Origin of the sequence: Gottfriedia sp. NPDC056225 (assembly GCF_042267765.1) — a bacterium.
GTDB lineage: Bacteria > Bacillota > Bacilli > Bacillales > Bacillaceae_G > Gottfriedia.
Window position 1 is genome coordinate 313011 of sequence record NZ_JBHJTJ010000001.1, and the last position, 13886, is coordinate 326896.

A 13886-nucleotide genomic window follows, 5' to 3' on the forward strand; every position below is an offset into this window, starting at 1 on the left:
TGAATGTAAGAGGCACCATTTTAATTACCAATTAAACTTAAGCATATCGCATCTTATGAAATGTTTCATGCGATTTTCTTGAAAGGTGAATGGTAATAATTACTTATTAATCTTCGTCATGTCCATTTCCGTGGTTTTCACCTTGGTCATTTGAATTTTCATTTTTTTTCCACTCATGCTTTTCATTTCCCTTATGGTTTCCACGGTTTTCATGTTCACCACGATTTCTATGATTTGTAACTTCGTGCTTTTTCACTTCATGTTTTTTTGCTTCATGCTTTTTCACTTCATGTCGTTCAGCTTTTTCTTCTTTTTCAACTTTTACTTTTTTAACTTTAGCTACTTTTACTTTCTTTGATATATGTTGATGGTGCTCTTCCTTATACTCTACTTTTACAGGCTTTGTAGAAACCTCAGCAGCATCATCTTTGTCATCATTTTCACCTTGATCATCTTCATTAACATTTTTTACGTCTGTATCTTTTACATCTTCGTTAACGTTTTTTACATCTGTATCATTTACATCTTCAATTTTAGTTATAGTTGTAATAACTTCTGGTGTATCTGAATTTTCAGTAGATCCATCTGGGTATTGAATTGTAATAACTGGTTTTAGTGCAGTTGAATTCTTTTCTTCATGCTTTAAAACTTTCTCTAGTCTTTCAGAAATTTTGTTAAAGCTCTTTTCAATATTTTTTGCGATTGCAGCTTTTGCTTTAGGATTTTTCACTTTATCTAAAACGTCTGCTAAAACAAGTAAATTATTATTTAAGTGGTGCTGAATTTTTGCAATTTCTTTTTGCTCTTTAGTTAATTTTTGTTTTTCATGTTTTTCTGTATCTTCTTTTTCTGTTCCTTGTTTTTCTACTTCAGTTGAAGCTTCAGCTGGTTTCGTCGTAGCATTATCTTCTGCTGTTGTTTTTTCTGTAGTCGTTGGCTCAGTAATAGTTGGAAGCTTACCTTCAAGCTGTCCTTGAGCATTTTCCATCTGACCTAAAGCTTCTTTAATTGTTTCTTTTGCTAGATCTTCTTTACCTTCTTTAATTAATTCTCTTGCTTCATGAATACGCTCTTGCGCAAATTCCGCTAAAAGTTCTGCTTCTTTTACTTTGTCTGTTGTTAATAATAGTTGAATCTTTTCTACAGTTGTTTTTACAAAATAGAAGAAATCGCCTTTAACTAATGCAGGTGCTTCTTCTTTGTGGTTTAAATCAGTTTTTGAAGCTGACTCATTTTCAGCAGCAAATACTGAACTTGAAAATCCTAATTGAGATAATAATAATGCTGTGGCAGTTGTATGTACTAAAAGTTTTTTCATGTATTTTTTCCCCTTTAAAAAAGTTTCTTTATGTAGTCTCACTATAACTATTCGTAGAGAAGATCATTTTTTAGGGGGTCGTTTAAATAAAAATTTAAAAAATTAATAAAAAAATGGTGAAACTTGTTCTTTTTCCCGTTCCACCGACAAATTTGTATAAAATATTACCCAAAAATATTACAAATTAATACTCTTTGAAAATAAAGTTCTAACAAAAAAAGTACCATACCCTAAAAATAAGGCATGGTACTTTTAACATTTTACTAATTACATTTTTTCAGGTGCAGAAACACCAACTAAAGCTAATGCATTTTGTAATGTAACTTGAGCAGCTTTCATTAAAGCTAGTCTAGCTTTTGATTTTTCAACATTTTCCGCATCTAATACTTTTTCAGCATTATAGAAACTGTGGAACGTACCAGCTAAATCAAACACATAGTTTGTAATATGATGTGGTGTACGTTTTGATGCAGCTAATGAAACTGCAGCTGGGAATTCCCCTAATTTCTTTAATAACTCATATTCTTTTTCAGATGAAACAAGGCTGTAATCAGCTTCTCCGCTGTAAACAATCCCCATTTCTTCACCTTGACGAAGAATACTGCATACTCGAGCATGTGCATATTGAGAATAATACACTGGATTTTCATTTGATTTAGAAACAGCAAGATCCATATCAAAGTCTAAATGTGAATCACAGCCACGCATTGCAAAGAAGTAACGAGTTGCATCAATTCCTACTTCTTCCATTAAATCACGTAACGTTACAGCTTTACCCGTACGTTTACTCATTTTAACTTTTTCACCATCTTGATATAACTGAACCATTTGGATAATCTCTACTTCAAGAGTATCTGCATTGTATCCTAAAGCTTGAATTGCTGCTTTCATTCGCGGAATATAACCATGATGATCAGCTCCAAGAATATCAATTAATTTATCTGCTCCACGACTTAGCTTGTCTCTGTGATAAGCGATATCTGGAGTTAAGTAAGTATAAGAGCCGTCACTCTTAATTAGTACACGGTTTTTGTCATCTCCATATGTTGTAGAACGGAACCAAGTTGCTCCTTCTTCTTCATATGTTTCACCACGTTCATTTAAATCAGCAAGTGCCTCTAACACTTTACCATTTTCATATAATGAAGTTTCTGAATACCATACATCAAAGTCTACTCTAAAATTACGAAGATCTCTTTGTAGTTTTTCCATTTCTAATTTTAAACCGTACTCACGGAAGAATTTGTAACGATCTTCTTCTGGTTCATTCATATAACGGTCACCGAATTCTCCAGCTAAAGTTTTACCAATCTCAATAATGTCCGCACCATGATAGCCATCTGCAGGCATTTCTTTTTCCATGCCAAGAGCTTGCATATAACGAGCCTCTACTGATAATGCTAAATTGTTAATTTGATTACCTGCATCATTGATATAGTATTCGCGTGTCACTGCATAACCAGCTTTGTTTAAAACATTACATAATGAATCTCCAAACGCAGCTCCACGTGCGTGACCTAAGTGTAAATCACCTGTAGGATTCGCTGAAACAAACTCAACTAAAATCTTTTCGCCATTACCAAAGTTAGTTTGGCCATATTCTGTTCCTGATTTAATAATTGAAGGAATTAAATCTGTAAGATAGCTATTATCCATATAAAAATTGATGAAACCAGGTCCAGCAATCTCAACTTTTTGAATACTAGCTTTGCTTTGATCAAACGAGTTGATTAGTTCTTCTGCAATCATTCTCGGTGCTTTTTTAGCAACACGTGCTAATTGCATTGCCATATTTGTTGAAAAATCACCATGTGTCTTATCTTTTGGAGTTTCTAACACGACCTGTGGTAATTGTTCCTCCGTTGCTAAACCTGCTTTTAATACTGCAGCTTCGATTTCATCTTTTAAACGACTCTTTACTTGTTCTAATGTATTCATATCGTTGCCTCCTTAATTGATACTGTAATGTTATACGAACCAGCATTTTCATCACCAACGAATAACTTGTACCCTAATTGAAGTACTCCCTTTAAAGGTACCTCTGATACTAGAAATTGTAGCTTTTTTGTATATGCTTTCGTTTGAAATACTCCTAATTCATTTGAGAAAGTACCTTCAGTCGTTTCATTCACTCGATACTGATGACGCATCATAACTCCACCATTCCGGATGATAGTAACTTCCCCTTTACCAATTTTCATTGTTGCCTTTACTTTTCGATCTTCATGTTTTTCTTCAAATAATAAATATGAAATATCTTCTTTTTTATAGTATAGGCCATTTGCTTGAAAACTGATTTTATCACGCCCGTGTGGATCTTTAATCAAAGTCTCAAATTCAATTGAGACAGGTATACCTTGTTGTCCTTTCACTTTTACACGTCCTTTTCTCCCGATGAACGTAACGAATCACATCCAAAATCATCTTTTCCCATTTTAGCATAATCTAATAAAAAAAATAAAATAGGTAAGAAAAAAATTGTGAAAAATATTCATTAAAACGAACAAAAAATAGGGGCGTCTCTTTCGAAAACGCGAACACTTTGTGTATTTTGTTGATAAAGCTGTGAACTTTATTGATAAAGTAGTTTGTTTTGTAGATAAAATAATTAGTTTTGTTGATAAAATACCGATTTTTGTTGATAAAACCGTTTAAGCGGCTTCTTTAGCGTTGTGGATAATTGATAAGCACGAACACTTTTTGTACTTTGTGCATAAATAAGGGATTTTTGTTCATATTGTGCGTGGTTTTGTGCGTAACACAGCGGTTTTGTTCATGGCGACCTGATTTTGTGCCTAAAGCAGCTGTTTTTGTTCATTACGCACGTGGTTTTGTGCATAACATAGCGTTTTATTCACGGCGACCTGATTTTGTGCATAACTCCAGCGGTTTTTGTTCATGGCTGCGTCTGCGTAAAGCAGCATTATTCGTTCATACCGACGTGCCTTTGTACACAAATAATAGATTTTTTTTAAAACATCCCTCTCATGAAATTGTGAGAATATTTGTTTTCAATTGAAAACGGTTTGTGAGACAATAAAGAACATATGGTAAATAGAAGGAGACTTTATGAAAATTTATGAAAACAATCGCACAACAATCATCTAGCAAATTATTTTTCATCGGACTAGGCATCGGAATCCTTGCGTTATCGAGCATTTTTCTCATATATTTGTACGCCTTTTTAGTGCCGTTCGTTGTGGGAATCGTCTTGTGGTTTTTTATCAAACGAAAAGCGATCATGTTCGGTAGTTTTACAGCAGCACTAATTGGATTACTTGCACTAATTGGCTTCATCGTTTATATGATGCTTTTTGGTCATTTCGGACCATGATAAGCAGCTCGTAAAGGGCTGTTTTTTTGTTTGTAAAAACACAAAAAAACCCGCTAGGAATTTTTAATTCCAGCGGGCTTTCACTATTTTTTTGAAACAACTTCTAATTAATGTGCAGATTCTGCTTTATCAATATGAAGTAAGTGCTTTTTATTAATAAATAAGAATAGTACTGATACTAATACAAAACATCCACCTACATAGAAAGGTACATGTGGATTATACCATTCAGCAAGCTTACCTGCTAAATATGGTGCTATTGCTCCGCCTAAAAAACGTAAAAAGCTATATGCCGCAGATGCTGTTGAGCGCTCAACTGGTGCTGCTTGCATTACTGCTGTTGTAATTAATGTATTGTTATTACCTAAAAATGCACCAGCTATAATTACACAGACGATAATAACGCTATTTGTATCTGTTCCAACACCCATAATAATAAGCGTAATCGCAAATAGAGTTAACATTGCATACATCGATTTAAGCGTACCGAATTTTTTTTGTAGCTTTGGAGCCATAAAAACAGATGTTATTGCTAATAGAAGTCCCCAACCTAAAAATACGAATCCTAAACCATGTTCTTTTAATCCCATATAGAATGGTGAAAAAGCCAGTAAAGTAAAGAATCCAAAGTTATATAAAAATGCTGTAATCCCTAATGTTAATAAAGATCTATGTTTAAGAGCGCGGAATGGATCCAAGAATGACGCTCTTTTTGTATTTTGTGTAATTGGTGTTTTTGGCATCATAACTGATAGAGATAAAAATGCAATGACCATTAAACAAGCAACACCAAAAAATGGACCTCTCCAAGAGATTGATCCTAATTCTCCACCTAAAAGTGGCCCAACCGAAATACCAAGACCAATTGCAGTTTCATATAAAATAATCGATTGTGCAACACCTGATCTAGATAATGAAACAATAGCTGATAAAGCTGTTGCTACGAATAGAGCGTTACCTAATCCCCATCCTCCACGCAACCAAACTAATTGCCATATACCACTTGAATTTCCTCCAAGTCCAGCGAACACTGCAATAATTAATATACCTAAAAGTAATGTCCATTTTATTCCGATACGTGAAGATATAAAACCTGTAATTAACATAGCAATTGCCATGACTAAGTTGTAACTTGTGAAAAGAAGAGTTACATCACTTTTTGAAGCATGCATCTTTTCTGCGATTGCTGGTAAAATCGGGTCAACTAATCCAATTCCCATAAATGCAATAATACATGCAAACCCAACTGCCCAAATAGCCTTTGGTTGATTTAATAGACTAGGCTTTTGATTTAAATTTGTCTTTTGACTTTTACTATTTGCCAAATTTGACATATTCCATCCTTCTCCCATAATTATTTATTATTCTAATGCACTTCGTACCCTCTGATACATCTCATTCATTTCACTTCTTATGTCGTTCATTTTTTTAAGCTTTTCATCAATCATATTTAATTGTTGAGAAAGTATTTCCTCTGCCCCTAAAAGCTTTTGCTTTCTTTCATCTTCATTCATCTTTTCCTTGTTTTCTCTATATTGCAGTCGAAATTCTTCAAAGGCCTCACTAATTGCCATATACTCCTGAACCTCTTGCAAAGAAAAACCAAGAACATCTCGAACATTCATTATTTTCTTTAGTCGTTCAATATGCTCATCTGAATAAAGTCGAAATCCACCTTCACTTCTTTCAGGTGGAGGAATTAATCCAATTTCCTCGTAATATCGAATCGAACGCTTCGTTAAATTGCACTCTTTTGCTACTTCATCTATTTTATAAAGCAAATCATTTCCTCCTTTCGAATAATATTTAATAGAATTCGTTATTTACATCACTAATATATCTTACTCCTAATGTATCGTTAACGTCAACGTTAACTTTGTAGTTTTTTCTATTTTTATCTTTCTTCAAAATCATTGTTTTACTATTAAAAACTATAAAATTTCTTTTTATCACAGACTGTTTTTCCTATGCAAAAAAACCGAAAGATAAATTCTCTTTTAGAGCATTTACCTTTCGGGTACCACTTTCTTCTATATTAAATTTCGTATATTTTATGCTGCTTTCTGTAACTTCTTCATTTTTTTAGCTTTGTTTCTACGTTTTAATGCCCACATTGTAATACCAGTTATTCCTAGTCCAAGTGGCGCAATCCCAACTAAGGCATAAATCGTTTTTACAAATACCCCACCATAAGTGCCTCTATGTAAACTTTGTCTCCAAACGAAAAATTTATCATAGGCAGTTTCATTATTTTTTGAAAAAGATCCTAAATGCTTGCCAGTAAATTGATCGAAGAATTCACTTGTATTCCCTTTACCCTCAGGATCGTAAGTGCCATCGCTTAATTGGGCCTCTATAACACCCTCTTTATCAGATGGAAGTCTTAATTTGTATAACTCACCTTCAGGATGTAACTTTTTAATTTCAGCAGTTATAGCGTCCAATCCAATTTTATTTTTGCCATTATCAACTGATTTAAGCTCCTCTGGATAATTCGATGTAAACTTTAATTTCAAAGACTCTTCAATCTTTTCTTGGAATGGATATAGCATTCCTGTAATTGCTACAACGAGTAAAAATGGTAAAGTAATTACCCCAATAAAATTATGTAATGATAAATTTCGTGCCATCTGGCTTTTATTCCATTTTATTTTTAGGCTTTTAAACATTCGTTTAATACCTGGATACCATAAATAAATACCTGTAATTAGAATTATAATAAATGCAATTGCAACGATCCCTACAATTGTTTCGCCAATATCATCTAACAATAAATGTGTATGTAAATCTTTAACAAAAGATACGAATGATGCTTCTCTATCAAAATTACCTAATAGCTTACCATTACTAGGATCTACATAAGCATCAATTTCATTATGTCCTTTTGACATATTTGCATGGTATACATTCGATAACTTTGAAGGAACATCCATCCTCGAGATTTCAAATCCTTTGTAATGGTCAAGAAAAATCTTTTCTGCTTCGTTAATTCCAATATTTCTTTCACTACTTGCAGGCTTAAAATACTGTGGATTTAAAACATGCTCAATCTGATCTCCAAACACTAAAACACTACCCGTTGCACATACAGCAATAATAAATAGTCCAAAAACTAAACTGCACACGAGATGTAGTGTCAAAATAAACTTCCTTACCCCTTTTTTCATTTTCATCTTCTCCCCTAAAATTTGATAATAATAATCGTTCTCAATTATAAGGGTAATGATTATCATTATCAATAACATTTTTCATATATTTAGTAAATTTTTTTATTCAAATTCAAAATTCTATATAAAAAAAAGACGATTTCTCGCTCTAATGAACGAAAAATCGCCTTTCACAATTCGTATTATTTTACCCAACCTAATAGGATTTCACGAATAAATTTACTTGCTGCAACTTGAGTTTGCTCAGCATGATCATACACTGGAGCTACTTCTACTAAGTCTGCCCCAACAACGTTAATATCACTGTTAGCAATTGCTAAGATGCTATCAATCATTTCTTTTGAAGTAATACCACCAGCTTCAAGTGTACCCGTTCCTGGTGCATGCGCTGGGTCTAGTACATCGATATCAATCGTTACATATACTGGACGACCCGCAAGTGTTGGAAGTACTTTCTTTAACGGCTCAAGTACTTCGAATTTAAATAAATTCATTCCAACTTCTTTTGCCCATTCAAATTCTTCCTTCATACCAGAACGAATTCCGAATGAATAAACATTTTTTGGTCCAATTAAATCACAAACTTTTTTAATTGGCGTTGAGTGAGATAATGGCTCACCTTCATATGAATCACGTAAATCAGTATGTGCATCAAAATGAATAATTGCTAAGTCTGGGTATTTCTTATACATAGCTTTCATTACAGGCCAAGATACAAGATGCTCTCCACCCATACCTAGAGGGAATTTTCCTTCCGCTAATAGGCCATCAATATAGTCTTCAATCATATCAAGGCTTCTTTGAGCGTTACCGAATGGTAATGGGATATCCCCAGCGTCAAAATATTTAACTTCTTCTAGTTCTTTATCTTGATATGGACTATATTCCTCTAACCCAATTGAAACCTCACGAATACGTGTTGGACCGAAACGAGAACCTGGACGGAAGCTTACAGTCCAATCCATAGGCATACCATAAATAACAGCTTTACTTTCTTCAAAGCTTGGATGACTCTTAATAAATACATTTCCAGAATATGCTTCATCAAAACGCATAATTAAGCCCCCCTTATTTAGTAAGATCAGCTACAAATTTTGGTAATACGAACGCTGCTTTGTGTAGCTCTTTTGTATAATATTTTGTCTCAATATCAAAGAAACGATTCTCTTCTACTTCAAGTGGATCGTGTTTTTTCGAACCAATTGTAAATGTCCACATACCACTTGGATATGTTGGAATATTTGCAATGTATAAACGAGTGATTGGGAAGATTTCTCTTACATCACGTTGAACTTGTGTAATTAACTCTGGTGTAAACCAAGGGTTGTCCGTTTGAGCTACGAAAATGCCGTCTTCTTTTAACGCTTTAGAAATACCAGCATAGAAGCCTTTTGTAAATAAGTTCACTGCAGGACCAACTGGCTCAGTTGAATCTACCATAATTACATCATATACGTTTTCACTATTTGCAATATGCATAAATCCATCATCTACTTTTACTTCTACGCGTGGATCTTCTAATTTCCCTGCAATTTCAGGTAAGTATATTTTAGAGTATTCAATTACTTTTCCATCGATTTCAACAAGAGTTGCTTTCTTTACACTTGGGTGTTTTAATACTTCGCGAATAACACCGCCGTCACCGCCACCTACTACTAATACGTTTTCAGGATTTGGGTGTGTGAATAAAGGTACATGAGCAACCATCTCATGATATACGAACTCATCTTTTTGAGTTGTCATAACCATACCATCTAAAATAAGCATGTTACCGAACTCTTCTGTCTCTACCATGTCAAGCTTTTGAAACTCAGTTTGCTCTGTATGTAAAGTTTTATTAATTTTAGCAGTAATTCCAAAGTTTTTTGTTTGTTTTTCAGTAAACCATAATTCCATTTGTTGCATCTACCCTTCTTTATCAAGATTTAGTTTGAAACATAACAATGTAGCATTAACTTAGTTGATTATGTTTCGTATTATCCCCACTCTTCCTAATTCCTATCGGATTTGTGTTGTTACAACAATTTTTTGCCGTACAAAAGAAAAGTATAGAGTAATTTCACTGAAATGCAAGATTTTTAAAGCTAAATTATTTGATATTTTTTACTACATTAATTTGTATAAAAATTCTCTTAATCTACCATACTAGTATTAAAATACAGAATTATATTGAGAGGAGGATACTTTTTGTATCATATCAACTACTCTTTTCATTGGCGTACCCTTCAAAAGATTGGCATTTTACTTACTGTTATTTCAATTTTAGGTTCTCTATTTTTATCATGTGTCTATTTTATGGCTATTACTTCCACAAAACCTTCATTATTTATTGCATCGAATTCAAGCTATTACGATCACGATAATAAAATAATTAGTAAAACTCAACTACTTCAAAATCGAAAAACGTTAAAAATTGCAGATGTACCTCCGATTGCAATCAATAGTGTTTTAGTTTCTGAGGACCGGAATTTTTTTCATCACCATGGTTTCGATTTAAAAAGACTAGGTTCTGCTATTTTAGTTAATTTAACAAAAGGTCAATACGCCCAAGGGGCTAGCACAATCACTCAACAACTTGCTAAAAATTTATATCTTTCACAAGAAAAAACGCTTAGTCGTAAAATAAAAGAAGCTTATTTAACGATGAAATTAGAGTCTTCCTATAAAAAAAGCAAGATTTTAGAAGCTTATTTAAACACCATTTATTTTGGGCACGGTATTTATGGCCTCGAAACCGCAGCAAACACCTTTTTAGGAAAGGAAACGAAACAACTGACCGTTGGAGAATCAACTTTTTTATTAAGCATTCCGGCTAATCCGTCAATCTATGACCCTTATATTCATTTTTCGTCTGTAAAAAGGAGACAGCAGCGTATTTTATCGGCACTTGAAAAGAATAAATTAATTAACTCAAATACCGTTAAAAATGCAATGAATGAGTCTATTAAGTTAAAGCCAATTATTCATACTTCAAATTCTTCCTTTACATCCTATTTTCAACAAAGTGTTCAAAAAGAAATTACAGAGTCTATTGGTCAATCCGTCAATAATAATGGCAGTAAAATTTATACAACCTTTAATCCAACTATTCAAAATCAAATTGACCAAGCATTTGATCAGTATATTAAGCCTTTTCCTAATCTGCAAGCAAGTGTAATTGTATTGGATAGTCAAACTGGTAATGTTTTAGGCATGACTGGAGGACGTGAGAAAGGACAATTTTTATTTAATCGCGCAGTTGCATCAAAAAGGCAAGTAGGTAGTACAATAAAGCCAATTTTGTATTATAGTGCACTTGAAAATGGATATACACCATCCACAATGCTCCAAAGTAAGCCGACAACATTTCATTTTGAGGACGGCGATACATATAGTCCCAAAAATAGTGGCCATCTTTATGCACATGACCAAATTTCTTTAGCTAAAGCTATTGCTGTTTCAGACAATATATTCGCAGTGAAAACTCAACAGGCTATTGGTGCAGATGAATTTATTAAAGCACAGAAACTATTCTATTTAACCGCACCTAAAAATAAGCTTCCTTCAATGGCACTCGGTACGCAGGATGCTTCCTTACTTGATATGACAAGAGCGTATGCATTAATCGCCAATAATGGTAAAGATGTGACTCCACACTTTGTAAGTGAGATTAAAACCCAATCTGGAAAATCAATCTTTAAAAGAAAGGTTGACCATAAACAAAGATTAGAAAAAGATCAAACGGTTATTCTTAAACAATTAATGAATGGAATGTTCAATACAAATTTCTCCAGCTACTTACCAGTAACGGGAACAAGCATTATTCCTGAACTTTCAAAGGATTATTATGGAAAAACTGGAACTACGAAAACGGATAGCTGGATGGTAGGATTCCATTCCAATCTTGTTGTAGGAGTATGGGTAGGCTATGATCATTCAACAAATTTATCTGCAGAAGAAACTTCATTAGCAAAGAAGGTTTGGGCATCGGTTATTACAAATCTATCAGATAAGAAAGTAGATTCAAAAATACCTAAAGACATCGTAAAAGTTGCTGTAGATGAAAAGACTGGCCTTTTGTATAAGGAAGGTTGTGGCGAAAAGGTTTCCCTATATTTTCGTAAAGGAACACAACCTACAAAACCTTGTATTAATAAAAAAAAGACAAAGAAACATAAAAAAGAAAAACAGGATAACACACCTTGGTATAGCCAGTACTTACCTTAAAAACAAAAGACCTCACCAAATTGGTAAGGTCTTTTGTTTGTCCTAGTCCTAGCTTTGTCCAAGCTAATATTAGTTTACTTTATTTGGTGATAAATGTAAAAAGATTATTCGACGTTTTCTTCATTTTTTTTTTATAATTTTCGCAAAGAAAACTTACCGATTGGATCGCTTTTTTAGCTAATGTAAAGACGCAACTTAATTCCTAATATTGGAAGCTACATCAAGTTTTTCTCTGCTACTCATTTACACTCTCTAAATATGCTAAAAGTTTATTAACCTAAAAGTTCTGTTTTTAATTGGTCAGATGAATTATTCCACATCTCTTCATTGTGTGCCTTAAGAAAATCAGCTAATAATATACGAGACTTTTCATCCATATGATCAACCATTAATTTTCGTTTCATCGCTTTATCCATTTTATTTACATGATCAGGAAGAAGTTTATATCCCCTTCTAGCTTCACGGTCAACTGTCATATAGCAACCAGTTACACCTGCATAATAAGGTCCGCTTTCAGTTCTTTCAGTTGCTACCCATACTAGCCAATATGGTTTTCCATTAGGAACCTCTTCCTCTTTTGTTAAGAATTTAATTCCTTTTTCAACTGAACTTCTTGCGTGCATTGCACCGATATCTACAAAAACATCATTCTCTTGTATATCAATAAAGACAGGAGAGATATTTTCTAAACTAATCGCCCCAACACCAAAACCGCCATGCCCGCTCGTTGAATCATTTTTTAATATATTGAATCCTAGTGATTTCTTTTTTGGTTGTTCAGACATCGTTAGCCTCCTAATAGTAAATTACATAATTAATGTTGTAACAATTGAATTAATCCAGTGGAAAACTGAAGGTATAGCAACCTCGAAAATTGGTTGTATTGTATAGTTATCTAAAGGAGTTAATACTAAAACTAAGAACACAAATGCTCCATACTGCTCGTATTGTGACATTTTTGCACGAATATCATTAGGTGCTAAATCTTCTATGATCCGATATCCATCTAATGGTGGAAGCGGAATTAAATTGAATACAAATAGCACAATATTCATTTGTATGAAAATACTAAAGAACGAATTTAAAGTAATCGTTAAAGCTTCTGGGAAAGAATGAAAAAATCCATGCTTTAATAGTAATGCATAAACGATTAATCCAAGTGTTGCCAATATAAAGTTACTTATTGGACCTGCTGCAGTTGTTAGAATCCCTGCAATTCTTGGATTTTTAAAGTTATGGCGATTCACCGGAACTGGTCTTGCCCAACCAAAGCCTAATATAATGATGGCAATAGTTCCGAAAATATCTAAATGTTTAAATGGAGAAAGAGTTAGTCTGCCTTGTTTTTTTGCCGTGTCATCCCCAAATTTATAAGCTACATATGCGTGTGCAAATTCGTGAACTGATAGAGAAATTGCGACAACTAGTAAAATTAATGGTATATCTTTTAATGGATATTGAAAAAATGATCCCATTCTTGACTCCTCTCAAGAAATAATTGTTTTTGTGACTGCTAATTATTGAACTGTTTATTATAAAAGTTTAAATTATTGATGATGATTTCTTCAATGTTAATGATTTAACCGTTATTATTCTGACTTCCTGAGTTATAATAAAAATGACAAAACTAAGGAGGTCATATTATGCCATACGTTACAGTAAAAATGCTAGAAGGTCGCTCTGAAGAACAAAAGAAAGCTTTAGTAGAAAAAGTTACTGCTGCTGTGAGTGAAACAACAGGCGCACCAACTGAGAAGATTGTTGTTTTCATCGAAGAGATGACAAAAAATCATTATGCAGTTGCAGGCAAACGCCTTAGTGACGAATAGAAATTCTTACATACATTAACAGTAAACGGGAC

The 13886-nt window shown here is 33.4% G+C and carries 13 protein-coding genes; 3 read left to right on the forward strand and 10 right to left on the reverse strand.

The genetic code is table 11. The features are described 5' to 3' along the window. Positions 1 to 106: 106 nt before the first annotated feature. The 3 genes from ACFCYN_RS01490 to ACFCYN_RS01500 form a co-directional block, all read right to left on the reverse strand. Complete coding sequence (locus ACFCYN_RS01490) at positions 107 to 1318, reverse strand: DUF5667 domain-containing protein (protein ID WP_375947084.1); 1212 nt, start codon at positions 1316 to 1318, stop codon at positions 107 to 109. 267 nt (positions 1319 to 1585) lie between these two features. Beyond that, complete coding sequence (gene argS, locus ACFCYN_RS01495) at positions 1586 to 3256, reverse strand: arginine--tRNA ligase (RefSeq protein WP_172446465.1); 1671 nt, start codon at positions 3254 to 3256, stop codon at positions 1586 to 1588. Next, positions 3253 to 3690, reverse strand: a complete 438-nt coding sequence (locus ACFCYN_RS01500; protein WP_172446466.1) for a YwiB family protein — start codon at positions 3688 to 3690, stop codon at positions 3253 to 3255. The genes argS and ACFCYN_RS01500 overlap by 4 nt, the downstream gene beginning before the upstream one ends. Positions 3691 to 4397: 707 nt before the next feature. On the opposite strand from ACFCYN_RS01500, the gene ACFCYN_RS01505 reads away from it, so the two are divergent. Further along, positions 4398 to 4652 carry a hypothetical protein gene (locus ACFCYN_RS01505; protein WP_172446467.1) on the forward strand — a complete coding sequence of 85 codons (255 nt, stop codon included), beginning with the start codon at positions 4398 to 4400 and terminating at the stop codon, positions 4650 to 4652. 107 nt (positions 4653 to 4759) lie between these two features. On the opposite strand, the gene ACFCYN_RS01510 is transcribed toward ACFCYN_RS01505, so the two are convergent. From ACFCYN_RS01510 to speE, 5 genes are all read right to left on the reverse strand, one after another. Beyond that, on the reverse strand, positions 4760 to 5986 hold the full coding sequence (locus ACFCYN_RS01510) for an MFS transporter (RefSeq protein ID WP_172446468.1): 1227 nt from the start codon (positions 5984 to 5986) through the stop codon (positions 4760 to 4762). 27 nt (positions 5987 to 6013) lie between these two features. Continuing rightward, a complete protein-coding gene (locus ACFCYN_RS01515; RefSeq protein ID WP_375947087.1) occupies positions 6014 to 6433 on the reverse strand; it encodes a MerR family transcriptional regulator in 420 nt (139 codons plus the stop codon). 270 nt (positions 6434 to 6703) lie between these two features. Beyond that, positions 6704 to 7819, reverse strand: coding sequence for a PepSY-associated TM helix domain-containing protein (locus tag ACFCYN_RS01520; RefSeq protein ID WP_375947089.1), 1116 nt, complete (start codon positions 7817 to 7819; stop codon positions 6704 to 6706). Positions 7820 to 8001: 182 nt separating this feature from the next. Beyond that, complete coding sequence (speB, locus tag ACFCYN_RS01525) at positions 8002 to 8874, reverse strand: agmatinase (RefSeq protein ID WP_098118979.1); 873 nt, start codon at positions 8872 to 8874, stop codon at positions 8002 to 8004. A 13-nt stretch (positions 8875 to 8887) separates the two neighbouring features. Beyond that, complete coding sequence (gene speE, locus ACFCYN_RS01530; protein WP_025671010.1) at positions 8888 to 9715, reverse strand: spermidine synthase; 828 nt, start codon at positions 9713 to 9715, stop codon at positions 8888 to 8890. Positions 9716 to 10006: 291 nt separating this feature from the next. Between speE and ACFCYN_RS01535 the strand changes: the two genes are divergently transcribed. Next, a complete protein-coding gene (locus ACFCYN_RS01535; protein ID WP_375947091.1) occupies positions 10007 to 12025 on the forward strand; it encodes a transglycosylase domain-containing protein in 2019 nt (672 codons plus the stop codon). Between the two features lie 272 nt (positions 12026 to 12297). Here ACFCYN_RS01535 and ACFCYN_RS01540 read toward each other — a convergent pair whose 3' ends face one another. Both ACFCYN_RS01540 and ACFCYN_RS01545 read right to left on the reverse strand, forming a co-directional pair. Then, entirely contained in the window at positions 12298 to 12810 is a 513-nt protein-coding gene (locus ACFCYN_RS01540; RefSeq protein WP_172446472.1) for a YwhD family protein, read from the reverse strand. A 21-nt stretch (positions 12811 to 12831) separates the two neighbouring features. Continuing rightward, positions 12832 to 13500 (reverse strand): site-2 protease family protein, encoded by a 669-nt coding sequence (locus ACFCYN_RS01545; protein ID WP_375947093.1) that lies wholly within the window; start codon positions 13498 to 13500, stop codon positions 12832 to 12834. Positions 13501 to 13668: 168 nt separating this feature from the next. Between ACFCYN_RS01545 and ACFCYN_RS01550 the strand changes: the two genes are divergently transcribed. After that, the gene (locus tag ACFCYN_RS01550) at positions 13669 to 13854 is read left to right on the forward strand and encodes a 2-hydroxymuconate tautomerase (protein WP_098118983.1); all 186 of its coding nucleotides are present in this window, start codon (positions 13669 to 13671) and stop codon (positions 13852 to 13854) included. Positions 13855 to 13886: the final 32 nt, after the last annotated feature.

Excerpts from the sequence above, each read along its gene's own strand:
- ACFCYN_RS01505 (WP_172446467.1), top strand. The coding sequence starts at position 4,398 with ATGAAAACAATCGCACAACAATCATCTAGCAAATTATTTTTCATCGGA.
- speB (WP_098118979.1), bottom strand. The coding sequence starts at position 8,874 with ATGCGTTTTGATGAAGCATATTCTGGAAATGTATTTATTAAGAGTCAT.
- ACFCYN_RS01520 (WP_375947089.1), bottom strand. The coding sequence starts at position 7,819 with ATGAAAAAAGGGGTAAGGAAGTTTATTTTGACACTACATCTCGTGTGC.
- ACFCYN_RS01545 (WP_375947093.1), bottom strand. The coding sequence starts at position 13,500 with ATGGGATCATTTTTTCAATATCCATTAAAAGATATACCATTAATTTTA.
- ACFCYN_RS01490 (WP_375947084.1), bottom strand. The coding sequence starts at position 1,318 with ATGAAAAAACTTTTAGTACATACAACTGCCACAGCATTATTATTATCT.
- argS (WP_172446465.1), bottom strand. The coding sequence starts at position 3,256 with ATGAATACATTAGAACAAGTAAAGAGTCGTTTAAAAGATGAAATCGAA.
- ACFCYN_RS01540 (WP_172446472.1), bottom strand. The coding sequence starts at position 12,810 with ATGTCTGAACAACCAAAAAAGAAATCACTAGGATTCAATATATTAAAA.
- ACFCYN_RS01550 (WP_098118983.1), top strand. The coding sequence starts at position 13,669 with ATGCCATACGTTACAGTAAAAATGCTAGAAGGTCGCTCTGAAGAACAA.
- speE (WP_025671010.1), bottom strand. The coding sequence starts at position 9,715 with ATGGAATTATGGTTTACTGAAAAACAAACAAAAAACTTTGGAATTACT.
- ACFCYN_RS01510 (WP_172446468.1), bottom strand. The coding sequence starts at position 5,986 with ATGTCAAATTTGGCAAATAGTAAAAGTCAAAAGACAAATTTAAATCAA.